A 23,766-nucleotide genomic window follows, 5' to 3' on the forward strand; every position below is an offset into this window, starting at 1 on the left:
ACATCGTGAAACATTCGGGGCCGGCATCGCGTCGTCACAGGGTGGACGTGATGCGCGTGACGATCGCGCTGACCGCCGGCACGATCTGCTCCGCAGAGCGGCGGTACGTCTCGTCGCTGCGGCGGTACGGGTCGATCACGTCGTCTTCGTCGAGCGTGCCGGGGTGGTAGCCGCGATGCTGGGCCGCGTAGGCGAGCCAGCCGGGGAAGTCGCCGGGGGCGGGGGTTGTGGTTTCGAGACGCCGGCTCGCTTCGCTCGCGGGCTCCTCAACCAGCGGGAGGGGCACCGCGCTCGCGGGCTCCTCAACCACCGGGAGGGGCACCGCGCTCGCGGGCTCCTCAACCAGCGGGAGGGGCACCGCGCTCGCGGGCTCCTCAACCAGCGGGAGGGGCGATTCGCTCGCGGGCCCGAGGACGCGGGCCAGCTCGCGGAGCGTGAACGTGTAGCGGCTCGCGCGCGGCGAGAGCTTCGCGATGGCCGCGCGGTGCTCGCGCGCCAAGGCGATGATGAGGTCGCTCTGCTCCACCATCTCCTTCGTCAGCTGACGCGCGACGTGCACGTCCGGATCACCGCCGAACTCGCGGGACAGCGCCGCCGCCTGCTCGGGCATCGGCTCGTCCACGAGCGCGTACACGCCCGCGCTCGAGACCTCGGGCAGCGGCCACGTGGCATCCGTCCCGTGCGCCGCGGTGAAGCCCGCGCGCAGCAGCTGCTCCGCCTGCGGGGAACGACAGATGTTGCCGGTGCACACGGTGAGGATGCGGAAGGGCATGGCTCGATTATGGCTGGGCTCTGCTCCTCCCCCGGCCGCATCCGCGCGGGGAACGCACTGACGCCAGGCGTTGAGCGAGCCCGTCGGCGGCGGACGCTGGCAATCTCCGTGCGAGTGACCGAGGATGGGAGGGTGCACGTGACCGAACCGCAGGTCTGGACGATCATCGGGATCGTCGGCGCGATGCTGTTCAGCATGATCGGAATCGTCTCGGGCGCCTTCGTGCGCGTGCTGCGCGCGGAGATCGGCGGACTGCGGTCCGAGATCGGCGGGCTGCGGTCCGAGATCGGCGGGCTGCGCTCGGAGACGAAGACCGAGATCGGCGGGCTCCGCGCCGAGATGAAGAGTGAGTTCGGAGCCGTGCGCGCTGAGATCGGCGGGCTCCGCGCCGAGATGAACGCGCGGTTCGACGCCGTGGACACGAGGTTCACCGTGCTCGAAGGGCGCTTCGACAACCTCGACCGCGATGTCGCCGCGATCACGCACACCGTGTTCCACGACCGGGAGTGAGGCCGCGCGCGGCCCCGAGAGCTAGCTGTAGCTAGCGGCGGCCGAGTCGCGCGAGCAGGCCGGGCTTCTTCGATCTCCCGCCGTTCTGGGTGTATCCCGCATAGGCGTAGTACCCGTAATAGCCGTAGTAGCCGTACGCCCCGCTCTTGACCGGAAGCAGGTTCATGATCAGGCCGGCGAGTCGGCCGTCCACGTTCTGCAGGCTCGTGAGCGCCGCCTCGAGCTGGTGTTTCGTGATCTTGCCCGAGCCGACGACCATGATCGCGCCGCCGCTCACGAGCTTGGCGAGGATCGCGGCATCCGTCACCGGCAGCAGCGGCGGTGCATCGATGATCACGATGTCGTACGCCTTGTCGAGCTTCTTCATGAGCGCGATCATCGCCTTCGACCCGAGCAGCTCGCTCGGGTTCGGCGGCACCTGGCCGGCCGGCAGGATCTCGAGGTTGCCCGCACCCCAGGGCTGCAGCACGTCCTCGAGCTCGGCCTGACCGATGAGGTGGTCGGTGAGCCCCACCGCGCCCTCGATGCCCATGTACTCCGCCACCTTCGGGCGCCGCAGGTCGCCGTCGATGAGCAGCACCTTGCTGCCGGCCTCGGCGAGCGTGATCGCCAGGTTGACCGCTGTAGTCGACTTGCCCTCGCTCGGCACGGAGCTCGTGACGACGAAGGTGCGCCCGGTCGCCTTCTCGTCGACCTCGACGAACTGCAGGTTGGTGCGCAGCTGACGGAACGCCTCGGCGCGCGGGCTGAGCGGGCTCACCTGCACGACGAGCGGCCGCTCGCTGGCCTCGTTGTCGAAGATGATGCCGCCCAGGATGGACGCGTCGGTGATCTCCGCGACATCACGGCTGCCGTGCACGCGCACGTCGAGCACCCGCCGCAGCACGGCGATGCCCACGCCCAGGGCGAGCCCCACGAGCAAGCCCAGCGCGAGATTGAGCCGGATGTTGGGGCTCGTCGCGCTCGTCGGCTCCTTCGCCGTCTGCACGATGCTCGCCTTCACGGGTGACGTGGTCTGACCGTTCTGGGTGAGCTCGCCGACCACCTCGGTGAGGCGCTGGCCGATCGCGTTCGCGAGCGTCGCGGCCTGCGCCGCCGACGGGTCGTCGACCGAGATCTGAATGATGACCGTGTCGAGCGGAGCCGTCGCGGAGACGCGGGAGGCGAGCTGACCCGTCGTCTCGGGCAGCTTCAGGTCGTTGATGACCGGCTGGAGCACCCGATCGGTCGTCGCGAGCTGGGAGAACGACTTGACCTGGTTCTGCACGTAGGTCACACCGGAGTTGAGGTCGCCGGCGGTCGACCCGCCGGTCTGGATGGCGAAGAACACGCTCGTCGACGCGGAATAGATCGGCGTCGTGACCAGCGAGACGACCCCCGCCGCGACCACGCCAAGAAGGGTGACGGCCACGATGACGATCCAGCTGCGCCGGATGATCTGGATGTAGTCCCGTAGCTCCACGCGGGTGCCTTCTCCTCGTTCAGGGGTCGGTCGACGGCCGTCGGTCGATTCCAATGTGGTCCATGCTCGCATACGCCGTGTGACGGCCGTGTGTCACGAGGCGGCCGTGTGTCACAGTGAGCGGATGACGGCTCGGCACTGGTGGATCGGCGCGACCACCTGCGGCGTGCTCGTCATCGCGATCCTGGTCATCACGCTCAGCCCCGAGCCGGTGGACCGTCCGTACGCGGCGATCGTGGATGCGATCGTGTCGAACGTGCGGGCCGTGCCCGGGCTCGGCTGGTTCGACTACGACTGGCTCGAACGGCTCTCGAACGTCGTCATGTTCGCCCCGCTGGGCGCGATCGTCACGGTGCTCAGCGGGCGCTGGCTCGCGGCGGTCGCGGTCGGTCTCGTGCTCTCGAGCCTCGTCGAGATCGCCCAGGCGCTGCTGCTGCCCGATCGCACCGCATCCGTCTCCGATGTGATCGCGAACAGCGCTGGGGCGGCCATCGGCGGTCTCATCGTGGTCGTCGTCCGCGGCATCCGCGCTCGCGCTCGTCGCCGGCGCGGCCGGCACTGACCGCGGATGCCGTCAGTCGCGTTCCGCGATGAGCGTCGCGCGCGACGCGGCCAGTCGCACCTGCGCCGCGATGTCGCGGGAGCGCCCGCGCGTGCCGAGGCACGCGTCCGCACCGGCCGCCATGAACGTCACGACGGATCGCGGCTCGTTCAACCGCGTCGCCACCACGGCGCGGAGCCCGAGCGACCGGGCGAGGCGCACCTGGTCGATCGCTCCCTCGGCGTCGCCGTCGATGATCACGAGGTCGGCCTGGTGCGCCGCGGTGCGGATGTCCGCGTCGCGCAGCGTGAGGCTCAGGTCGTGAGCACTCTCGATCACCCGGATGAGCACGGACTCGAAGGCGTGCCCCATCGGAGCGAGCGCGACGCGGTAGCCGATCACCGTTCCTCCGAATTCTCCCGAGAGCACACACCGGTGTACGCCTTCCGGAGTGCCGAGACTCTACCGGGTATCGCGACCGCGACACCAATTCGGGGGGTGGCGGGGCACGTGTCGGGGGGTGTGCGGCGGGGCGCTTCTCGGGGTGGGCGGCGCGGCGCGGGCGCGCGGCGAGGCGCTTTTCGCGCGGTACGGCGGGTCCGCTGCCGCGGGGGCCACACCGTTCCGCGCGCGCCCAGGATCGGCGCGAGCCCGTGCCTAGACTCGACAGGGTGCGTTCGCCCTCCGCCGTGTCGGTCTCCGTCCTCGCCGTCGTACTCGCCGCGACCATGCTGCTCGGCGGATGCGCGCAGGAGCGCCCGGCGCTCCCCACCGGGGGGTCGACGTCGACGGATGCTGGTTCCCACGCTGGGTCGGGAGGCGACGATGCGGGAACGGGGGCTGCCACCGGGCTGCCGGTGCCGTCCGTGCCGGACGCGGGGGCGACATCCGCTCCGCCCTCCTCGCCGACGTCGTCCGCACCCTCGTCGCCCTCGTCTCCTTCGTCTCCGTCGTCCCCTTCCTCTCCGTCGTCTCCGCCCGCGACGGGCGGCGGCGGCTCCTCGGACGGGACGCGGAAGCCGATGACCGCACTCGCCGCCGCGGCCGACATCGACACCGCCTCGAGCCTGACCGTGATCGTGAACAAGACGCGTCCGTTCGACCCGGTCGACTACGCGGCGCCCGACCTGCGCCCGGTGAAGGTCGCCTACGCCAACCCGCCGACGATGCGCAGCGAGGCCGCAACCGCGGTGGAGAAGATGTTCGCCGCGTTCACGGCCGAGACCGGGCTCGCCATGCAGTCCCAGAGCGCGTACCGCAGCTACACGGTGCAGAAGTCGGTGTACGCGGGCTGGGTCGCGTCGCGCGGCCAGGCGAGCGCCGACCAGACGTCCGCGCGCGCGGGCTTCAGCGAGCACCAGACCGGCCTCGCCATCGACATCAGCGCGAAGCCCGCCACGTGCACGCTCGCGCAGTGCTTCGCGGACACCCCGCAGGGCGAATGGCTCGCCGCGAACTCGTGGAAGTACGGGTTCGTGCTGCGCTTTCCCGACGGGATGACCTCGGTCACCGGGTACGAGTTCGAGCCGTGGCACTACCGCTACATCGGGGTGGCGCTCGCCGCCGACTACCACGCCTCCGGCGCGACGACGCTCGAGCAGTACTTCGGGCTGCCCCCCGCCCCGGACTACCTGAAGTAGCGCCCGCCGCGGGACGAGACGCGGGAGCCGGGCGGAGAAAGCCTCGACCTCTGGGCGCGCGACCGCTACCCTGTGCGGCAGGAAGGGTGCCTGATGCTCGCTCACGTGCGGGGACGGGTCGCGCTGGGAGCTGTCATCGTCGTGAGCGCGGCCGTGCTCGTCGCGCCCACGAGCGCCGTCGGCGCCCGCCCGACCACCACGTCGTACGTGCTCAACGCCGCGGGCGCGCCCGTCGCGGTGTCGGATGCCACGATGACCCGCGACTCGCGGTACGTCGCCTTCTCGACCCCGGTCGCGCTCGATCCCGGCGACGTCAACGGGGTGAACGACGTGTACCTGCGCGACCGGAGCACCAACGTCATCACCTGGGTGAGCCGTCCCGCGCCCGACGCGCCGCCCGGCGCCCCATCCGGGCCGAGCTCGGGCCCGTCGATCTCCGACGACGGCACCGTCGTCGCGTTCGCCTCCAGCTCGCGCGTGCTCACCGCCGGCTACGCGGGCACCGGCGGCTCGCTCGTCTACGTCCGCGACCTGGCGGCCGGCACGACGCGCATGGTCAGCACACGCGTCGACGGCTCGGCGCCCGGGTCGACGGGCGTGTGGTTCCCCGTGATCAGCGGGGACGCATCCGTCGCGCTGTTCACGGGCCAGGGCGCGTCGTTCGGAGCGGTCGGCGAACCGGCGGGCGACCGTCAGTTCGCCGTCGATCTCGCGACGGGCGCCGTCGAGCGCGTCGACCTCGGCGTCGGCGGCGCCCTCGCGAACGGCTCGGTGTTCACCTGGCCCGGGCTCAACGGCACGAACGCGGCGGTGAGCACGGACGGCCGATTCGTGGCCTTCGCCTCGTCGGCATCGAACCTCGTCGCGAACGACACGAACGGCCACGGCGACGTGTTCGTGCGCGACCGGAGCACCGGCACGACCACCCGGGTCTCGGTGCTCTCCGGCGGCGGGCAGGCCAACGACGACTCGTTCTTCCCGTCGATCAGCGGTGACGGGCAGACCGTGCTCTACACGAGCCTGGCATCGAACCTCGTCGTGAACGACGACAACGACGCGTTCGACGCGTTCGTCACCTCGCGCACGCTCGGGTCGACCACCCGAGTGAGCGTCACGAACGCGGGCGGCACCCTGGCCGAGGGCGCGTACGCGCAGCGGATCTCGGCGGACGGCCGCTTCGTGACCTACTCGACGCAGGCCAAGGTGCTCACCACCGACAACGACCCCTACCAGGACATCTACCGCTACGACCGCACCCTCGGCCGCAGCGATCGCGTGACGCTCACCGACGAGGGCGATCAGCTACCGCCCGGCCCGGCCCTCACGGTCGCGGCGCTCAGCACCCACGGCCGGCACGTGCTGCTCACGACCGGCACGGCCCGCGACTCCGGCGACAACGCCGCACCCCGCGCCCTGCCCGTCGTCTCGGACGTCGCCGAGCGCACCGTGACCGTGGACGCCTCCGGATCGACCGACGCCGACGGATGGATCACCGGCTACCGCTGGACGTTCGGCGACGGCACGACGGCCTCCGGCGCCCGCGGCCCGCACGACTTCCCCGCCGACGGGCGCTACGTCATCGCGCTCACCGTGACCGACAACGACGGCGCGGAGCACACCGCGTTCATCGGGCAGGACGTCGACGGTCCCGAACCCCCGCCGCCGGCGCCGCCCGCGCCGGCCACCCTCTCCGCGGTCGCGCCGCCCGTCGTCGGCGGCGTCGTGCGTGTCGGCGAGCTGCTGACCTGCACCCCCGGACAGTGGGATGCCGCGGCGACGTTCACCTACCGCTGGGTGCGCGACGACGGCGCGGTCATCGCCGAGGGCGCCCAGTCGCGGCTCGTGCCGGCCCTGGCCGGCCGCTCGGTGCGCTGCGAGGTGGCGGCGAGCGCTCCCGGCCACACGGATGCCGCCGCGTCGAGCCAGGCGCTCGTCGTGGCCCCGGGCCCGGCGGCGGCGATCTCGCGCGCTCCGCGCGTGATCGGCCGTCTCGCGGTCGGCTCGAAGCTGCGCTGCTCCGCGGGCTCGTGGTCCCGGCCCGTCACCGCCACGTATCGCTGGACGCGCGACGGCCGCGCGATCGCGAAGGCGACCGCACGCACCTACCGGCTGCGCGCTGCGGACGCGCGGCATCGCATCCGGTGCTCCGTCACCGCGCGCACGCTCGGCTACACGTCCAAGACGGTCACCGCGAAGGCCACCGCGCGCGTGAAGAAGGCGAAGAAGAGGTAGCGGCCATGGGCCGGGTCCGGGCACGAACCATCGCCGCCGCCGTCGCGGCCGTCGCCCTCGTGCTCGGCACGGCCCTCACCGGACCGCCCGCCGCGGCCATCACGGTCGCCGGCGACGACGCGGTCGTCGACTTCGAAGCGGTCACGGCCGGCACCACCCTGGACACGCAGTACCAGGCGTCCCGGGGGGTGGTGTTCGGCACCGGCGCCACGTTCGGCGTGCACGAGTCCGGCACCGGATGCTCGCCGGCCGCGCCCGTCGCGGCGGCGGCCGGGGGCGGGGTCGCGGCCCGGGTCCCGGTGTGCGGCGGGCCCGTCGAGTTCCCGTACTACGCCGCCGCGATGCGCTTCACGTCGTTCCACAACCGCGTGAGCGTGCGATCCGTCGCGCTCGGGAGCGGCACATCGGCGGGCGTGCTGCTGCAGGCGTACGACGTCAAGCGGCAACTGCTCGCGAGCAGCCCGTTCACGGCGGCCGGCGGGTTCGCCGAGATCTCGCTCGCCCAACCCCGCATCGCGTTCGTCGTGGTCGCGGGGGCGCGCGACTCGGCGTTCGACGACCTGCGCGTCGACACCCTCGCGACGCCGCTCGACCCGACCGTGAGCGTCAGCGTGCCGACGCTCTACTCCGCCGTGTACCGCGGGGGCACGGTCAGCGTCGACGTCGCGGTGCTCCGATTCAACGGGTCGAACGGTCGCGTCGAGCTGTCCCTCGGCGACGCGCCGTCGGGCACCGCCGCCTTCTCCACGAATCCCGTGTCGGGCAGCGTCTCCGCCGACGATCCCGCCTCCGGCGGGCGCTCCTCGATCCTCACCCTCCACGTCGACGAGCGCGCCGCCTTCGGCGACTACACGCCGACCGTGCACGCGACGCCCAAGGATGCCAGCGCCGGCCCCGTGGGAGTGGCCGACGCGGCCACCTTCCCCCTCATCGTCGTGCCGCCGTTCGAGCTGAGGTCGAGCCCCGGCGCGACCGTCGCGCCGTGCGAGACGGTGCCGCTGTCGCTCGACCTGCAGATCGGCGCCGGCTACACGTCGCCGATCACGCTGACGTCCTACCCGGGCACGGATCAGGGCGTGACGATCAGCCTGCCCCCGCGATTCACCCCGGGGTTCTCGACCCTCGCCGCCACGGTCACCGCCGCCGCGGGGACGCCGCCCGGGGACTCCACGTTCAGCATCTCGGCATACGACGCGACCGGGTACACGAGCTCGACCCGGGTGAGCGTGCAGCGGGTCGCCGGCGGAATCGTCGACGTGCGGACCCCCGGCGGACAGGCCGTCTCGGTCGACACGGCTCGCTACCTCGCCGGGGGAACGACACTGACCGTGCGCGGGCGCGGGTTCTGCCCGGGATCGCGGGCGTTCTTCGGCCCGGGTGACTCGGTCGGCGCGCCGCTCACCGACATCCGTTCCTCCACCGGGACGGACATCTCCGCCGCGGCGACCGTGACGGTGCCCGACACGGCGACGACCGGTCCGGTGCGCCTCGACGCCGTCGTCGGGTCCGCCGCGCTCACGGTGCGCGACTTCCGCACTGACACGACGCTGCGGGAGCACAACTTCCTGCGCGGCGGGTACAGCTGGAACGACCTGTACGCGGTGTTCGGCCACCGGCAGCTCGACCTCACCGACCCGTGCGGTTTCCTGACCTTCGGCCTCGCGGAGTGCGTCGTGCAGACGCCCGCCGCGATCGCGTTCCACGCCGGGGTGCAGAACGTCGGCTCGAACGGCAACTGCTGGGGAATGGCCTACGCGAGCCTGCAGATCAGCCGCGGCCGGACGCCCGCGTCACAGCTGCAGGCGGGCGCGCGGTCGGTGGCCGACCTGAGCCTCGCGACACCGGCCGTCGCCGACTACGTGCACCGGATGCACGTCGTGCAGCTGTCGGCGGAAGCGCTCGCGAGCCTGAACCGGAGCTACGGCAAGGAGGGCCTCGCGTCGCTGCGCTCCCGGATCGAGGGCGTGCTCGCCCAGGGCCGGCCGGCGATGATCACGATCCGCAGCGGCGGCGAGGGTCACGCCGTCGCGGCGTACCGCATCGAGACGACCGCCGACGGATACGACATCCACACCTACGACTCGAACAAGGAACTGACCGCGGCCGAGCTCGCGTCGGGCGACGATCACGCCTGGTTCGTCGCCCGGAGCGTCATCCACGTGTCGAGCACGGGCTGGTCGTTCCTGATGGGCAAGGACACCTGGACGGGCGGATTCGCCACCATCGGCGCCGAGGACCCGGGCGCGATCCCGGCCGTGCCGAGCATCCCCGGCATCGGCTCCGGCGCCTCGGCCACCGGCGCCGTGATCCTCGAGTCGGCGAGCGATCTGGCCGATCCCGGGCGAGCGCAGGTGCTTCCCCTCGGCGAGGGCGCCGACGGTCCCGTCGTGCTGCTCATGCCGTCGGGCGAGACGACCGTGCGGCTCGCCCGGGGGGCGACGAGGCTGTCGGCCATCGACGGCTCGTCGACCGGCTACACCGTCGCGGGCACGGTGACGCAGATCGCCTGGTCGTCGTCGACCGGACGGCTCGCGGTGTCCGGGGCCGCGGGCACGACCGTGAGCCTGCTGCGCTCCAGCGGATCGACGACGGAGCGCGCGCTGAGGGCGCGGTTCGCGACCGCGGGACGCGGCGTCGAGCTCGGCATCTCGAGCGCGGGCGCGCTCAGCATCGACACGGATGCCGCGGCGCGGCTCGCGATCACGCTCGGCAGCGTGTCGCGATCCGGCACGTCGAACGCGACGCTCGGCGCGCTCGCGCTGCGCGCCGGAGAGCGGGCCACGGTCGCACGGACCGTGTGGGCGTCGAAGCACGCCGCGACCGTGAAGGTGTCGAAGGGCTCGAAGAAGCGCACGCTCGCTCTCAGGACGCACCGCGCGCATCCGGCCGCCGTGACGCACGCGCGCGCGAAGGCGAGCACGGCGAAGAAGGGCGTTGCCCGGGTGACGGTGCGCGCGAAGACCAGCGTGAAGAAGGGCGCGAAGCTCACGAGCGCCGCCGTGGAGTGGAAGCTCGTGCGCGGCCGGAAGACCGTGCGCAGCGGGGTCGTGAGGCTCTCGACGAAGCAGCGCGCGGTGCTGGCGAAGAAGGGCGTGGTCGTCAGCGTGCCGGCGGCGATGGGCCGCTACACGCTGCGCGCGAACGTCGTGCTCGTCGCCACCGTCGCCGCGACCGGGCTGCCCTCGGTGGGCACGGCGCTCGCGACGGCCCGGGTGCGCGTGCGCTGAGCCGCTTGCACGAGCCCGCGCGCTGCGCCCGTGCGCTGCGCGCCTGCGCTGCGCCCGCGCATTGCGCGCCTGCACTGGTTCTGTGCGCGCCCGTGCGCCGGTCGGGGATACGAAAAGTGCTGGTCAGAGTCTGATCGTGAGTCGCCCGGCGTAGACGCCCTTGTCGCCGTCGCCCGCGAGCGGGGCGGGAGCCGGCAGCGCGCTCTGCCGGTCGAGCTCGACCTGCGCCTCGTACTTGCTCGGCGCGAACACCTCATCCGCTGCACCGAGCGCCCCCGAATAGCCGCCCGATCTGCGCGTCTTGTCGGAGAGGTCGATGACCCCCGCGCGGTGCAGCACCGCGCCCACCACGACGAGCACCGCCGCGAGCCCCACCAGCCAGAACCCGGTCATGCCGCCAGCGTAGGCGCGGGAGCCCGCGCTGACTACGCTTCATAACTGGCTACACGCGGCCGCCGGCGCGACGGCTGCGCCGCCGCGTCTCGAGGCGGCGCGCGGCGCTCACAGCGCGCCCAGGACGATGCGCAGCGCCTGCGCCGCGACGTCCGTCGTCAGGGTGGGAACGCCGGCGACCGCACCGCGCTGCCCGGGCGCGTAGGGCACGTGCACGAAGCCGCCCACGACATCCGTTCGCATCGCGAGCGCTGCCATGAGCTCGTAGAACACGTGGTTGCACGCGAAGGTGCCCGCGCTCTCGCTCATCCGCGCCGGGATGCCCGCGCTCTGCAGCGCGTCGAGCGCGGCGCGCAGCGGCAGCGTGGAGAAGTAGGCGGCCGGACCGCCCGGGTCGATCGGCTCGTCGACCGGACGCGCGCCCGCGTTGTCGGGGATCCGCGCGTCGTCGAGGTTGATCGCGACGCGCTCCAGACGGATGCCGTCGGCCCGGCCCGCCTCGCCGACGCACACGATCGCGCGCGGGTCGCATCCGTCGATCGCGTCGAGCAGCGCCGGGCCGCAGCGCGCGAACTCGACGGGCAGCAGCGCGGTCGCGAGGGTCTCGTCGCCGTCCCAGCCCCGCGCGAGCCGCTCGACCGCGAGCCAGGACGCGTTCACGCTCTCGCCGGCGAACGGCTCGAACCCGGTCACGAGCAGGGTCACGCCGGCACCCCTGCCCGGCTCACGCGGCGCCGCTCACGAGGCGCCGCCGCGGACGGGGATGACGACGAAGCGTCCGTTGCGCTCCACGAGCTCGACCTCGAGCCCGTAGACCCGCTCGATGCGCTCCACGGTGAGCACCTCGGCGGGCACGCCGACCGCGTCGAGACGCCCACCCGCGACCACCACGACACGATCCGCGTAGGCGGCCGCGAGCGAGAGGTCGTGCACGACCACCACGACCGTGCGTCCCGCCGCGGCGAGCGCCGCCGCCGTGCGCATCACCTCCTCCTGATGGCCGAGGTCGAGCGCGGCGGTCGGCTCGTCGAGCAGCACGACCTCGGTGCCCTGCGCGAGCACGCGCGCGAGCGACACGCGGGCGCGCTCGCCGCCCGACAGCGACGTGAAGCGGCGGTCGACGAGGTGCCCGATGTCGGTCTCCGCGAGGGCCGCGGCGATCGCGGACTCGTCGTCGCCCCGGCTCGCCGTGCGCGACCAGGGGCTGCGACCCATCTCGACGATCTCGCGCACCGTGAACGGGAACGCGACGCCGTTGTCCTGGGTCAGCACGCTGCGGCGCCGCGCCAGCTCGCCGTGCGAGAGGCGATGGAGCGGCTCGCCGTCGATCAGCGCGGCACCGGATGCCGGCGCGAGATCGCCGCTCAGCACGCCCAGCAGCGTGGACTTGCCCGCGCCGTTCGGCCCGACGATCGCCGTGAGGCCGGGGCCGAGCTCGAGGGTGACGCCGTCGAGGATCGTGCGTCCGTCGCGCAGCACCGCGGCATCCGTCACCGCGATCGTCGTGCCGGTACGTGCGGGCGCGCTCGGCCCACCGGCGCGTGCGGGCGCGCTCGGCCTACGGGCGCGTGCGGGCGCGCTCGGCGCGCCGGTGCGTGCGGGCGCGCTCGGCGCGCCGGTCACGCCCAGCCTCCCGAGCTGCGGCGCTGGCGCCAGAGCAGCGCGAAGAAGAACGGACCGCCGACGAGCGACGTGAGCATGCCGATCGGCAGGTCCGCCGCGGGCACCACCGTGCGGGCGATCAGGTCGGCGACGACGAGTAGCGCTCCCCCGCCGATCGCGCTCGCGACGATGAGCGCCCGGTGCGATGGCCCGATCGCCATGCGGATGACGTGCGGCACCACGAGTCCGACGAACGAGATGATGCCGCAGAACGCCACCGCGGCCCCGGTCAGCAGCGCGACGGCGACGATCGCGACGACCCGCAGTCGCTCGACGTTCACGCCGAGGTAGCGCGCGTTGCGCTCGCCGAGCGCGAGCAGGTCGAGGCGACGGCTCATGAGCAGGGCCGCGGCGAGTCCGGCCGCGAGCACGATCGCGACCACGAGCACCTCCGGCCAGCGCGATCCGGCGATCGTGCCGAGCTGCCAGAAGACCACCTGCTCGCGGCTCGACTGCGTGCCCGCGAACAGCAGGAAGGCGAGGCCCGCGCTCGCGAACGCGTTCACGGCGATGCCGGTGAGCAGCAGCGTCACGACCTCGGTGCGTCCCGACGAGCGTGAGGTCAGATAGACCACCGTGGTCGCGAGGATGCCGCCCGCGAACGCGAGCAGGGCGACCGTCCACTCACCCGCGGCCGTGAGGCCGAGCACGATCGCCGCGGCCGCGCCGAGCGCCGCACCCGAGCTGACGCCCACGACACCGGGCTCGGCGAGCGGGTTCGCGAACACCGCCTGCATGACCGCCCCGGCGACCGCGAGCGCGGCCCCGACCACGAGCGCCATGGCCGTGCGCGGGAACCGCACCGCCCAGAGCGTCGCGTCGTCGATCGGATCGACGTGCGCACGGATGCCGACCGCATTGAGCAGGGACCGCGCCACATCCGCGGGCGAGATCGCGAGCTGGCCGATCGTGCAGGACGCGACGACGCCCGCGACGAGCACCGCCGCGAGCACGACGACGAGGACGACGCGGCGGCCGCGTCCGCCGGTCGAGGAGCGCCCGGCACGGAGCGTCGGCCGCGTCCCGAGACCATCGAGGACGACGCGACCCGCATCCGCCGGTCGAGGAGCGCCCGAAGCGGAGCGACTGGCATCCGCTGGTCGAGGAGCGCCCGGCGCGGAGCGACTGGCATCCGCTGGTCGAGGAGCGCCCGGCGCGGAGCGACTGGCATCCGCTGGTCGAGGAGCGCCCGAGCGCAGCGAGGACGCGTCTCGAGACCACCCATCCACCGTACGATCCGTGCTGGTCTCGAGACGCCGGCTCGCTCCGCTCGCGGGCTCCTCGACCAGCGGGGCAGGGCTCACTCCGTCCGCAACCCCCTCCACGAGCCCCGCCGCTCGACCCGCATCCGCTGGTCGAGGAGCGCCCGAGCGCAGCGAGGACGCGTCTCGAGACCACCCCTCCGCCGAAGAATCCGTGCTGGTCTCGAGACGCCGGCTCGCTCCGCTCGCGGGCTCCTCGACCAGCGGGGTGAGGCTCGCTCCGCTCGCGGGCTCGTCCGCGAGTTCCTCCACGAGCCCCGCCGCTCGACCCGCATCCGCTGGTCGAGGAGCGCCCGAGCGCAGCGAGGACGCGTCTCGAGACCACCCCTCCGCCGAAGAATCCGTGGTGGTCTCGAGACGCCGGCTCGCTCCGCTCGCGGGCTCCTCGACCAGCGGGGCAGGGCTCGCTCCGCTCGCGGGCTCCTCGACCAGCGGGGCCGGGCTCGCTCCGCTCGCGAGCTCCTCCGCGGGCTCCCGCGCGAGCCCCGCCGCTCGACCCGCATCCGCGGGTCGAGGAGCGCCCGAGCGCAGCGAGGACGCGTCTCGAGACCACCCATCCACCGAAGAATCGGTCACGGCACGCGGTAGAGCCACTCGGGCGTCGCGAACTTCTCCGCGACGAGCTGCTCGGCCCGGGCGAGCTCGGCATCCGTCACCTCGTCCGGGGTCGCGCCGTACAGGCCGGTAAAGGTCTGCGTCATCCGGTCGATGATCTGCTCGCGCGACAGGCCGGTCTGACTGCGCAGCGGGTCGACGCGCTTCGCGGCGCTCTTCGTGCCCTTGTCGCTCATCTTCTCGCGGCCGATGCGCAGGACCTCGGTCATCTTCTGGCCGTCCATGTCGTAGCTCATCGTCACGTGGTGCAGCACTGCGCCCGCTCCGAGGCGCTTCTGCGCGGCGCCGCCGATCTTGCCGGCCGGGCTCGCGATGTCGTTGAGCGGCACATAGCTCGCGTCGATGCCGAGGCTCTTCAGGGCCGTGATCACCCACTCGTCGAGGTAGGCGTACGAGTCGGCGAAGCTCATTCCCGCGACGAGCTCGAGCGGCGCGTAGAGCGAGTAGGTGATGATGCTGCCCGCGTCCATGAACATCGCGCCGCCGCCCGAGATGCGGCGCACCACGTCGAATCCGTACCGCGCGGCGTTCTCGAGGTCGACCTCGTTCTTCACGCTCTGGAAGCTGCCAATGATGACGGCGGGCTTCTGCCACTCCCAGATCCGCAGGGTCGGCTTGCGACGCCCCTCGCCGACCTCCTCGGTGAGCACCTGGTCGAGCGCGAGCTGCACGTTCGGATCGAAGGCGCGCCCGTGGATGAGCTGCCAGTCGTAGTCCTTCCACGTCGTCGCCTGGCCGATCGCCCGGCGCACCGTCGTGGCGACGGAGTCCGCGCTGAAGCCGAGCAGCACGGACTCGGCGGGCAGGGCATCCGTCACGGCCCTCGCGATCGTCTTCGCGTCGCTGTCGGCGGGCAGGCCGTTCACGGCGCCGTCGATCGCGTCGAGCGCGCTGTCGGGCTCGAGGAAGAAGTCGCCCGCGAGACGGAAATCGGCGATGCGCCCGTCGCGCACCTCGAGGTCGACGACCACGAGCTTGCCCCCGGGCACCTTGAACTCACCGTGCATTAGGCCAGCCTAACTTCGCGGGCGGCCCGCGCACCGGGCGGCCCGCGTTCGCTGCCGGGCCGCCTACCGGACGGCGCCGGGCAGGTGGGCGTCGAGCCAGCCGATCGTGTCCGCGATCGTCTCCTCGCGCGACAGCTCGTTGAAGACCTCGTGCCGCGCGTCCGGGTAGACGATCGCCGTCACATCCGTCAGCCCGGCGGCCGTGTACGCCGCGGCGAGGCGACGGATGCTGCGCTCGCCGCCCAGCGGATCGTCCGAGCCGACGACGAGCAGCATCGGCGGATCGAACCGCTCGGGCACGCCCGCGAGCCGCCGCGGCGGACGGCCGACCAGGCGCAGCGTGTCGGCGATGCCGAACAGCGTGGCGATCGGAGTGAGCGTCGTGAGCGGGTCGTCGGAGAACGCCCGCGCGACCGCCGGGTCGCGGCTCAGCCACTCCGCGCCCGTCGTGCCGAGGTGCCTGTGCCGGGCGTTGAGGTCGCCCGCGTTCATCCAGCCCGGCATCCGGTACGCGCTGCCGGCGAACACGACGGCGTCCCACTCGCCCGGGTTCGCGTCGAGGATCTTCTGGCCCATGAGCGTGCCCCAGGACTGCCCGAGGAACGCGAGCGGGAGACCCGCGGCATCCGTTCGGATGATCGACGTGAACTGCCGCACCGCCGCGATCGTGGCGCGCAGCCCGCCGACGCCGAGCCGTCCGAGCTTCGCGTGGTCGCCGTCCCACTGGGCGAGTCCGGTGGCGCCGTGGCCGCGGTGGTCGTCGGCGTAGACCGTGAATCCGGCCTCGGCGAGCGCCTCGGCGACGTGGTCGTAGCGGCGCGCGTGCTCGCCGACGCCGTGCGCGATCTGCACCACGCCGCGGGGCGCCGCATCCGTTCGGGCGGGCCAGACGTAGTACGTGATGGGCACGCCGAGCGCGTCGGTGTACGTGCGCGTGTCGATCCTCACTCGCTCGGGCATCGTCGCCTCCCTGGTCACGGCTCGTCCCTGAGCGTAGTGTTCCCCCACTATCAACGGCGATAGAACAGGAGCCCCGCGTGCGCAGCACCTTCCCCGACGTCGAGATCCCCGACTCGAGCGTCTACGACTACCTCTTCGGCGAGATCGACGACGATCGGCTCGACCGGGTCGCCCTCGTCGACGGCACCACCGGCGCCGAGACCACGTATCGCGAGCTCATCGCCGCGATCGACGCGTTCGCGGGCGCGCTCGCCGCCCGCGACCTCGTGCCCGGGCAGGTGCTCGCCCTGCACAGCCCGAACTCCCCCGCGTTCGCGATCGCGTTCCACGGGGCGCTGCGCGCCGGGGCGACGGTCACCACCGTCAACTCGCTGTACACCGCCGACGAGGTCGCGACCCAGCTGACGGATGCCGGCGCCGGCTGGCTCGTGACCGTCACCGGCCTGCTCCCCGCCGACGATCCCGCGGCCGCGCGGGCCGGCATCCCGCCCGAGCGCGTCATCGTGCTCGACGGGGCGGGCGCTGCAGGCGGGGCGGGCGCTGCGGGCGCGACGGGCGCTGCGGAGTCGTCGCCGCATCCGTCGCTCGCCGGCCTGCTCGCCGAGCGCGCCCCCGCGCCGCACGTCACCATCACGGGCGACGACATCGCCGTGCTGCCCTACTCCTCGGGCACGACCGGGCGGCCGAAGGGCGTCGTGCTCACGCACCGCAACCTCGTCGCGAACGTGCAGCAGAGCCGCGCCGTCATCGGCCTCAACGGCTCGGACCGGGTGCTCGCCGTGCTGCCGTTCTTCCACATCTACGGGCTCACCGTGCTGCTCGACTACGCGCTCGCGTGCGGCGCGACCCTCGTCACGATGCCGCGATTCGACCTCGAGCGGTTTCTCACGCTCGTCGGAGAACAGCGTCTGACCTGGGTTTTCATCGCGCCGCCGATCGCGGTGGCGCTCGCGAAGCATCCGCTCGTCGCCGCCGCGGACCTCTCGAGCGTGCAGGTCGTCTTCTCGGGCGCGGCCCCGCTCGACGGCGCCCTCGCCCGCGCCGTCGCCGAGCGCGTCGGCTGCACGGTGCGCCAGGGCTACGGGATGACGGAGCTCAGCCCCGTGTCGCACTGCATCCCGCTCGAGCGCGACGACCTCGACGCCTCGTCGATCGGGCTCGCGCTGCCGAACATCGAGTGCCGCATCGTCGACCCGGAGACGGGGGCGGATGTCGCGGTGCCGGCATCCGGACCGTCCGAGCCCGGCGAGCTGCTCGTGCGCGGGCCGAACGTGATGCGCGGCTACCTCGGCGACGCCGAGGCCACCAGGCGCACGCTCGAGCCCGACGGCTGGCTGCACACCGGCGACATCGCCACGGTCACGGCGGCGGGCGAGTTCCGCATCGTCGACCGGCTCAAGGAGCTCATCAAGTACAAGGGCTACCAGGTGGCGCCGGCCGTGCTCGAGGCGGTGCTGCTGCAGCATCCGGACATCGCGGATGCCGCCGTCGTCGGCTGGCACGACGCGGACGGCCAGGAGGTGCCGAAGGCGTTCGTCGTGCTGCAGCCGGATGCCGCCCCCGCCGAGGAGGACGTCATGAGCTACGTCGCCTCCCGCGTCGCCCCGCACGAGAAGGTGCGGCTCGTGGAGTTCGTCGACGCGATCCCGAAGTCGACGTCGGGCAAGATCCTGCGCAAGGACCTGCGCGCTCGCGAGCGCGTCTGACGCCGCCGCCCGCGCTCTCCCGCCCGCTGGTCGAGGAGCGCCCGAACAGCATGGTCTCGAGACGCGAGCGACTTCGTCGCGCGCTCCTCGACCACCGGAACGACGCCGCCGCCCGCGAGCACGCCCGCTGGTCGAGGAGCCCGCGAGCGCAGCGAGCAGGCGTCTCGAGACCACACCCAAGCCGACACAGCATGGTCTCGAGACGCGAGCGACTTCGTCGCGCGCTCCTCGACCAGCGGAAGGGCACCGCGCGCTCCTCGACCAGCGGAAGGGCACCGCGCGCTCCTCGACCAGCGGAAGGGCACCGCGCGCTCCTCGACCAGTGAAAAGCGGGCCCGAGCGGCGGGCGGGATCATTAGTTAGACTAAGCAAGCGATGCCCAACCCCTCCGCCGAGCTTCGGCACACCATCATGCGGATCTCCCGCCGCCTGCGTCAGGAGCACCTCGACGGCGTCGGCGACGGTCAGCGCTCCGTGCTGTTCTTCCTCGTCGACGCCGGGCCGCAGTCGCTCGGCGCGCTCGCCGAGCAGGACCGCGTCACCCCGCCGTCGATGAACCGCACCGTCGGGCTGCTCGTCGAGCGCGGCTACCTGACCCGCGAGCCGGCACCCGACGACGCGCGCCGCGTGCGCATCGACGTGACGGATGCCGGCCTCGCCTGGGTGCGCGAGACGCGCCGCCGCCGCGACGTCTGGTTCGCCGACCGCCTCGCCCGGCTCAGCCCCGAGGAGCGCGAGCTGCTTGCCCGCGCGGAGCCCGTGCTGCGCAGGCTGGCCGAGCTGTGAACGCGATGTTCCGCAGCCTCACGCTGTTCAACTACCGGCTCTGGTTCGCCGGCGCCCTCGTGTCGAACATCGGCACCTGGATGCAGCGCACCGCCCAGGACTGGATCGTGCTCACCGACCTCACCGACGGCGACGCGACGGCGGTGGGCATCACATCCGCGCTCCAGCTCGGTCCGCAGCTCGCGCTCGTCGGCATCACGGGCGTGGTCGCGGACCGCTTCGACAAACGCCGCGTGCTGCTCGTCACGCAGACCGTGATGGGCGCGCTCGGCCTCGGGCTCGGCCTCATCGTCGTGCTCGGGGTCGCGCAGCTCTGGCAGGTGTACCTGTTCGCGCTCGCCCTCGGCGTCACGACCGCGTTCGACGCGCCCGCGCGCCAGGCGTTCGTCTCCGAGGTCGTGCCCGAGGCGCAGCTCTCGAACGCGGTCGCGCTCAACTCGGCGTCGTTCAACGGCGCGCGTCTCATCGGCCCGGCGGTCGCGGGCGTGCTCACCGCGGCGATCGGCGCCGGCTGGGTGTTCCTGCTCAACGGCGTCACGTTCGCCGCAATGATCCTCGCGCTCGTCAGCCTGCGCCCGAGCGAGCTGCGGATGCCGCCCCGGGCGCCGCGCGGACGCGGGCAGCTGCGCGCCGGCATCCGTTATGTGCGATCGAGGCCGGACATCGTCGTGATCCTCGTGGTGGTGTTCCTGATCGGCACGTTCGGCATGAACTTCCCGATCTTCGCGGCGACGATGGCGGCCCAGGTGTTCCATCACGGCGCGGGCGAGTTCGGGCTGCTCTCGTCGATGATCGCGATCGGCTCGTTCTCGGGCGCGCTGCTGTCGGCGCGGCGGGAGCGGCCGCGATGGCGCATCCTGTTCGGCGCGTGCGGGCTGTTCGGGGTGGCGACGATCGCGGCCGCGCTCATGCCGAGCTACTGGACGTTCGGCTTCGCCCTCATCGTGGTCGGCTTCTCGGCGATCACGCTCATGACCACGGCGAACGCGACCGTGCAGGTGACGACCGCGCCGGTCATGCGCGGGCGGGTGATGGCCCTGTACATGGCGATCTTCATGGGCGGCACCCCGATCGGCGCCCCCGTCGTGGGTGCGATCTCGGATGCGCTCGGCCCGCGCGCGGCGATGATGGTCGGCGGAGCATCAGGCTTCGTCGCCCTCGCGGTCGGCGTCGGCTGGCTCACCGTGTCGCACGGGCTGCGCGTGCGTCGCGCGCCCGGGCGCCTCATCCCGTTCCGGCTCTCGACGGATGCCGCGACCGCCGCCCTGGACCTCCAGTTCGACGAGCTCCGCCACGTGTGAGGACGTTTTGCGCGTGTGAGGACGCCGCAGACCGTCCTCACGCGCGCAATACGTCCTCACACGCGTCTCGGGTCAGGACTCGCGCGTGATCTCCACGCTCACGAAGAGGTTCGACCCGAACGGGCCCGCGTACACGCCCCGCAGCGGCGGCACATCGTTGTAGTCGCGGCCCCGGCCGACGAGCACGTGGCGGTCGCCGATCGCGATGTCGTTCGTCGGGTCGTAGCCGCGCCACTCCCCGCAGAACCACTCCACCCACGCGTGCGACTCGCCGACGACGGTCTCGCCGATCGCGGCATCGGACTTCGGATGCAGGTACCCCGACACATAGCGCGCCGGGATTCCGATGTGCCGCAGCGCTCCGATCGCGAGGTGCGCGATGTCCTGGCAGACGCCCTTGCGGTGCTCCCACGCCTCGGCCGCGGTCGTCGTGACGGCGGTCGCGCCCTGCACGTACTCGACCGAGTCGAAGATCGCCTTCGCGATCCGCATGGCGGCCTCGCAGGGGTCGGCGGCATCCGCCCGCGCGCTCTCCGCGATCCGCTGCACCTCGGCCGGCGGCTTCGTGCGCGGCGTCTGCTTGGCCTGCTCGATGAACTCGGTCGCGGTCTCGACGACCCCGGCGAGGTCGTCCCAGCTGAGCGCCTCGTGATCGGTGTGGGTGCGATCGCGCACCTCGACGAGACTCGTCGCGGTGAGCGCGAGCTCGTGGTGCGGCGTCAGGATCTCGAAACTCGACACCCGCGAGCCCCAGTAGTCGACGTACGAGTGGTGCGACGAGATCGGCAGGATCTCGAGGTTCGAGTAGAGCACCAGCTGCCCGTCGGACGAGACCGGCAGCATCCGTGCCTCGTTGTACGACGCCGTGACGTCGCCGCCGTAGGTGAACCCGGTGTGGTGGCGGATACGCAGGCGCTTCACGATGTCTCCCCCACCCAGCTCGGCGCGGCATTCGTCGGGAAGTAGCGCTGGCGGATCGCCTCGGAGGCAGCGGATGTCGCCGACTGCACGTTGTCCATGTGCCGCGGCAGATCGTCGAGGATCTCCGCGATCGGCCGGTACTCGAGCTCGCTGCGGATCTGCCCGAGCAGACGCTGCGCCTGGTCGGACACGCCGACCCGCCCCGATCGCTCCGCGCGCGGCTCGATCTCGCGCATGCAGCCCTCCGCGCGCGTCACGCTGAACAGGATGCTGCGCGGGAACAGCCGGTCGAGCAGCAGGAACTCCGCCGCGTTGCGCGCGCTCGGCACGCCGCGGTAGGTGCGCAGATACGCCTCGTACGCGCCGCAGCTGCGCAGGATCGTCGTCCACGACGGACCGGATGCCTCGGTGAGACTGCGCGTCGCGAGCAGCCGGGCGGTCATGTCCGCGCGCTCGATGGAGCGGCCGAGCGTGAAGAACTGCCACGCCTCGTCCCGGCTCGTCGCGCTCTCGATGATGCCGACCGCGAGCGCGGAGCGCTCACGAACCCAGGCGAAGAACTCGTGCACCTTGTCGCTCGCGACCTTGCGCGGCATCCGCGCCCGGGTCGTGTTGAGGCACTCCCAGAGCTCCGTGGACACGATCTCGCGGGCGCGGCGGGCGTTCTCGCGAGCGGCGCCGAGCGAGTAGGCGATCGACGCGGGCTCGTTGCGGTCGACGGCGAGGATCGCGAGCACGTCCTGGCGCGAGAGCACGGTGTCGTCGGGGGCATCCGCTCCCATCACGCTCAGCAGGGCGCGGCAGGCGAGGTCCTCCTCGATCCACGGGTCCTCGAGCAGCAGCTGCAGGTGCACGTCGAGGATGCGGGCGGTGCCGTCGGCGCGCTCGATGTAGCGGCCGATCCAGAACAGGCTCTCGGCGATGCGGCTCAGCATGTCTCGCTCCCGCTGCCGCCGAGGGCCGCGCCCCGCCCGGTGGTCGAGGAGCGCCCGCTGGTCGAGGAGCGCCCGGCGCGCAGCGCCGGTCGCGTCTCGAAACCATCGGTCGGCGGATGAGCTGTGGTGGTTTCGAGACGCGACCTCGCTCCGCTCGGGCGCTCCTCAACCAGCGGGGAGAGGTCAACCAGCGGGGAGCGCTGTTGCTGCTGCTGCTCCTGCTGGTTGCCGCGGTGGGCATCCTGCGGGGCGAGGTCGAGCTTGTGCTCCCGCATCATGTCGTCGGTGATGAGCGGGATCGACGTCGTGGGCGCTGCCTGGTCGGCGACGAGGTCCTGGATGTAGACCGGGTTCGAGCGCAGCGGGTCGACGCCGACGACCCAGGTGTCCTTCGATCCGCCGCCCTGCGAGGAGTTCACGACGAGCTGCCCCTCGGGCAGGGCGACGCGAGTGAGGCCGCCGGGCAGCACCCAGATGTCCTTGCCGTCGTTGACCGCGAACGGCCGCAGGTCGGCGTGCCGCGGGCGCATCCCCTCGTCGACGAGGGTCGGGATGGTCGAGAGCTGCACGACGGGCTGCGCGATCCAGCCGCGCGGGTCCTTGAGCAGGCGCTTGCGCAGGTCGTCGAGCTCCTTCGCGGATGCCGCGGGGCCTACCACGAGGCCCTTGCCACCCGATCCGTCGACGGGTTTGACGACGAGCTCGTCGAGCCGGTCGAGCACCTCCTCGAGCGCGCCGGGGTCTTCGAGACGCCAGGTGTCGACGTTCTTGACGACCGGCTCCTCCGACAGGTAGTAGCGGATGAGGTCGGGCAGGTAGGTGTAGACGAGCTTGTCGTCGGCGACGCCGTTGCCGACCGCGTTCGCGATCGTGACGTTGCCGAGCCGGGCGGCGAGCATGAGCCCGGGCGAGCCGAGCATCGAGTCGGCGCGGAACTGCAGCGGATCGAGGAACTCGTCGTCGACCCGGCGGTAGATGACGTCGACGCGCGTCGGGCCGGAGGTGGTGCGCATCCAGACCCGTCCGCCGGAGCAGAACAGGTCGCGGCCCTCGACGAGCTCGACGCCCATGAGCCGCGCGAGCAGGGTGTGCTCGTAGTACGCGGAGTTGTAGACGCCCGGCGTGAGCACGACGACGGTCGGGTCGTCGACGCCCTCGGGCGCGGCCGCGCGCAACGCCTGCAGCAGCTTGTTCGGGTAGTCGCCGACCGGTCGCACGCGCATCGAGACGAACAGCTCGGGCAGCGTCTGCGCCATCACCCGGCGGTTCGAGATGACGTAGGACACGCCCGACGGCACCCGCACGTTGTCCTCGAGCACGCGCCATCCGCCGTGCTCGTCACGGATGAGGTCGATGCCGGAGACCTGGATGCGCACGCCGTTCGCGGGCACGATGCCGGCGGCCTCGCGGTGGAAGTTCGACGAGCTCGTGATGAGGGAGGCCGGGATGACGCCGTCCTTCACGGCGCTCTGCTTGCCGTAGACGTCGGCGAGGAAGGCCTCGAGGGCGCGCACGCGCTGCTTGATGCCGCGCTCGACGTCGACCCATTCCTCCTGCTCGATCACGCGCGGCACGGCGTCGAGCGGGAACGGCCGCTCCTCCCCCGCGAAGTCGAACGTGACGCCCTGCGCGAGGTAGGAGTCGGCGAGCGCGTCGGTGCGCCCGCGGAGCTCGGCCTGCGTCATCGTCGCGAGCGTCGAGTAGATCTCCCGGTAGGCGTCGCGCGCGTCGCCGGGCACGGCGAACATCTCGTCGAACGGCGGCACCTTCGCACGCGTCGCCACGGCCGCGTATCCGTCGAACAGGTCGCCCATGAGGGGAGCCTAGGGCCGGG

The 23,766-nt window shown here is 72.4% G+C and carries 20 protein-coding genes; 8 read left to right on the plus strand and 12 right to left on the minus strand.

Translation table 11 applies throughout. The features are described 5' to 3' along the window. Positions 1-34 precede the first annotated feature (34 nt). Positions 35-772, minus strand: a complete 738-nt coding sequence (locus QT381_RS13025) for an arsenate reductase/protein-tyrosine-phosphatase family protein (RefSeq protein WP_289249465.1) — start codon at positions 770-772, stop codon at positions 35-37. 132 nt (positions 773-904) lie between these two features. Between QT381_RS13025 and QT381_RS13030 the strand changes: the two genes are divergently transcribed. Next, the gene (locus QT381_RS13030; RefSeq protein ID WP_289249466.1) at positions 905-1,282 is read left to right on the plus strand and encodes a hypothetical protein; all 378 of its coding nucleotides are present in this window, start codon (positions 905-907) and stop codon (positions 1,280-1,282) included. 31 nt (positions 1,283-1,313) lie between these two features. Here the strand turns inward: QT381_RS13030 and QT381_RS13035 are convergent, their stop codons facing one another. Then, on the minus strand, positions 1,314-2,744 hold the full coding sequence (locus tag QT381_RS13035) for a tyrosine-protein kinase domain-containing protein (RefSeq protein ID WP_289249467.1): 1,431 nt from the start codon (positions 2,742-2,744) through the stop codon (positions 1,314-1,316). A gap of 124 nt (positions 2,745-2,868) precedes the next feature. On the opposite strand from QT381_RS13035, the gene QT381_RS13040 reads away from it, so the two are divergent. Then, positions 2,869-3,306: a VanZ family protein gene (locus QT381_RS13040; protein ID WP_289249468.1), complete on the plus strand. Its 438-nt coding sequence runs from the start codon at positions 2,869-2,871 to the stop codon at positions 3,304-3,306. Positions 3,307-3,318: 12 nt separating this feature from the next. Here QT381_RS13040 and QT381_RS13045 read toward each other — a convergent pair whose 3' ends face one another. Then, the gene (locus QT381_RS13045) at positions 3,319-3,687 is read right to left on the minus strand and encodes a hypothetical protein (protein WP_289249469.1); all 369 of its coding nucleotides are present in this window, start codon (positions 3,685-3,687) and stop codon (positions 3,319-3,321) included. A 620-nt stretch (positions 3,688-4,307) separates the two neighbouring features. Here QT381_RS13045 and QT381_RS13050 point away from each other — a divergent pair. The 3 genes from QT381_RS13050 to QT381_RS13060 all read left to right on the plus strand — a co-directional run bounded on the left by QT381_RS13050 (position 4,308) and on the right by QT381_RS13060 (position 10,384). Next, entirely contained in the window at positions 4,308-4,925 is a 618-nt protein-coding gene (locus QT381_RS13050) for a M15 family metallopeptidase (protein WP_289249470.1), read from the plus strand. Between the two features lie 93 nt (positions 4,926-5,018). Continuing rightward, positions 5,019-7,157: a PKD domain-containing protein gene (locus QT381_RS13055; protein ID WP_289249471.1), complete on the plus strand. Its 2,139-nt coding sequence runs from the start codon at positions 5,019-5,021 to the stop codon at positions 7,155-7,157. 5 nt (positions 7,158-7,162) lie between these two features. Beyond that, the gene (locus tag QT381_RS13060) at positions 7,163-10,384 is read left to right on the plus strand and encodes a hypothetical protein (protein WP_289249472.1); all 3,222 of its coding nucleotides are present in this window, start codon (positions 7,163-7,165) and stop codon (positions 10,382-10,384) included. A 123-nt stretch (positions 10,385-10,507) separates the two neighbouring features. Here QT381_RS13060 and QT381_RS13065 read toward each other — a convergent pair whose 3' ends face one another. The 6 genes from QT381_RS13065 to QT381_RS13090 form a co-directional block, all read right to left on the minus strand. Further along, positions 10,508-10,777 carry a hypothetical protein gene (locus QT381_RS13065; RefSeq protein ID WP_289249473.1) on the minus strand — a complete coding sequence of 90 codons (270 nt, stop codon included), beginning with the start codon at positions 10,775-10,777 and terminating at the stop codon, positions 10,508-10,510. Positions 10,778-10,885: 108 nt separating this feature from the next. After that, positions 10,886-11,482 carry a pyroglutamyl-peptidase I gene (locus QT381_RS13070; RefSeq protein WP_289249474.1) on the minus strand — a complete coding sequence of 199 codons (597 nt, stop codon included), beginning with the start codon at positions 11,480-11,482 and terminating at the stop codon, positions 10,886-10,888. Between the two features lie 33 nt (positions 11,483-11,515). Further along, positions 11,516-12,400 carry a heme ABC transporter ATP-binding protein gene (locus tag QT381_RS13075; protein ID WP_289249475.1) on the minus strand — a complete coding sequence of 295 codons (885 nt, stop codon included), beginning with the start codon at positions 12,398-12,400 and terminating at the stop codon, positions 11,516-11,518. After that, positions 12,397-13,392 (minus strand): FecCD family ABC transporter permease, encoded by a 996-nt coding sequence (locus QT381_RS13080; RefSeq protein WP_289249506.1) that lies wholly within the window; start codon positions 13,390-13,392, stop codon positions 12,397-12,399. The genes QT381_RS13075 and QT381_RS13080 overlap by 4 nt, the downstream gene beginning before the upstream one ends. Positions 13,393-14,273: 881 nt before the next feature. Further along, positions 14,274-15,323 carry a lipoate-protein ligase LplAB gene (gene lplAB, locus QT381_RS13085; RefSeq protein WP_289249476.1) on the minus strand — a complete coding sequence of 350 codons (1,050 nt, stop codon included), beginning with the start codon at positions 15,321-15,323 and terminating at the stop codon, positions 14,274-14,276. A 63-nt stretch (positions 15,324-15,386) separates the two neighbouring features. Continuing rightward, positions 15,387-16,301, minus strand: coding sequence for an alpha/beta fold hydrolase (locus QT381_RS13090; RefSeq protein WP_502877529.1), 915 nt, complete (start codon positions 16,299-16,301; stop codon positions 15,387-15,389). Between the two features lie 59 nt (positions 16,302-16,360). On the opposite strand from QT381_RS13090, the gene QT381_RS13095 reads away from it, so the two are divergent. From QT381_RS13095 to QT381_RS13105, 3 genes are all read left to right on the plus strand, one after another. Further along, positions 16,361-17,989, plus strand: a complete 1,629-nt coding sequence (locus QT381_RS13095) for an AMP-binding protein (RefSeq protein WP_289249477.1) — start codon at positions 16,361-16,363, stop codon at positions 17,987-17,989. Between the two features lie 375 nt (positions 17,990-18,364). After that, entirely contained in the window at positions 18,365-18,775 is a 411-nt protein-coding gene (locus tag QT381_RS13100; protein ID WP_289249478.1) for a MarR family winged helix-turn-helix transcriptional regulator, read from the plus strand. Further along, on the plus strand, positions 18,772-20,076 hold the full coding sequence (locus QT381_RS13105) for an MFS transporter (RefSeq protein ID WP_289249479.1): 1,305 nt from the start codon (positions 18,772-18,774) through the stop codon (positions 20,074-20,076). Before QT381_RS13100 ends, QT381_RS13105 begins: the two co-directional genes overlap by 4 nt. 72 nt (positions 20,077-20,148) lie before the next feature. Here QT381_RS13105 and QT381_RS13110 read toward each other — a convergent pair whose 3' ends face one another. Genes QT381_RS13110 through QT381_RS13120 form a run of 3 tightly spaced genes read right to left on the minus strand, consistent with a single transcriptional unit; the run spans position 20,149 to position 23,746 of the window. Continuing rightward, positions 20,149-20,997: a transglutaminase family protein gene (locus QT381_RS13110; RefSeq protein ID WP_289249480.1), complete on the minus strand. Its 849-nt coding sequence runs from the start codon at positions 20,995-20,997 to the stop codon at positions 20,149-20,151. Then, positions 20,994-21,932 (minus strand): alpha-E domain-containing protein, encoded by a 939-nt coding sequence (locus tag QT381_RS13115; protein WP_289249481.1) that lies wholly within the window; start codon positions 21,930-21,932, stop codon positions 20,994-20,996. The genes QT381_RS13110 and QT381_RS13115 overlap by 4 nt, the downstream gene beginning before the upstream one ends. Then, positions 21,926-23,746 carry a circularly permuted type 2 ATP-grasp protein gene (locus QT381_RS13120; protein WP_289249482.1) on the minus strand — a complete coding sequence of 607 codons (1,821 nt, stop codon included), beginning with the start codon at positions 23,744-23,746 and terminating at the stop codon, positions 21,926-21,928. Before QT381_RS13120 ends, QT381_RS13115 begins: the two co-directional genes overlap by 7 nt. Positions 23,747-23,766: the final 20 nt, after the last annotated feature.

Source organism: Galbitalea sp. SE-J8, assembly GCF_030345695.1.
Classification (GTDB): Bacteria; Actinomycetota; Actinomycetes; order Actinomycetales; family Microbacteriaceae; genus JAUASV01.